This is a genomic window from Pseudomonas sp. MD195_PC81_125, from assembly GCF_014060985.1.
Lineage (GTDB): Bacteria > Pseudomonadota > Gammaproteobacteria > Pseudomonadales > Pseudomonadaceae > Aquipseudomonas > Aquipseudomonas parakoreensis.
Genome location: NZ_JABULD010001051.1, coordinates 1 through 584, shown reverse-complemented (window position 1 = coordinate 584; position 584 = coordinate 1). Strand labels below are relative to the sequence as shown.

Genomic DNA, 584 nt, shown 5'->3' with positions numbered 1-584 from the left:
CACAGGTCATCCGCTAACTTTTCAACGGTAGTCGGTTCGGTCCTCCAGTCAGTGTTACCTAACCTTCAACCTGCCCATGGATAGATCGCCCGGTTTCGGGTCTATTCCCAGCGACTAGACGCCCTATTAAGACTCGCTTTCGCTACGCCTCCCCTATTCGGTTAAAGCTCGCCACTGAAAATAAGTCGCTGACCCATTATACAAAAGGTACGCAGTCACAGAACAAAGTCTGCTCCCACTGCTTGTACGCATACGGTTTCAGGATCTATTTCACTCCCCTCTCCGGGGTTCTTTTCGTCCTTTCCCTCACGGTACTAGTTCACTATCGGTCAGTCAGTAGTATTTAGCCTTGGAGGATGGTCCCCCCATATTCAGACAAAGTTTCCTCGTGCTCCGTCCTACTCGATTTCATGACTAAGAGACTTTCGCGTACAGGGCTATCACCCACTATGGCCGCACTTTCCAGAGCGTTCCGCTAATCTCAAAGCCACTTAAGGGCTAGTCCCCGTTCGCTCGCCACTACTAAGGGAATCTCGGTTGATTTTCTTTTTCCTCAGGGTACTTAGATGTTTTCAGTTCCCCCT

1 rRNA gene is annotated in these 584 nt (G+C 50.0%); it reads right to left on the bottom strand.

The features are described 5' to 3' along the window. A 23S ribosomal RNA gene (locus tag HT737_RS31105) occupies nt 1-584 on the bottom strand; the annotation flags it as partial.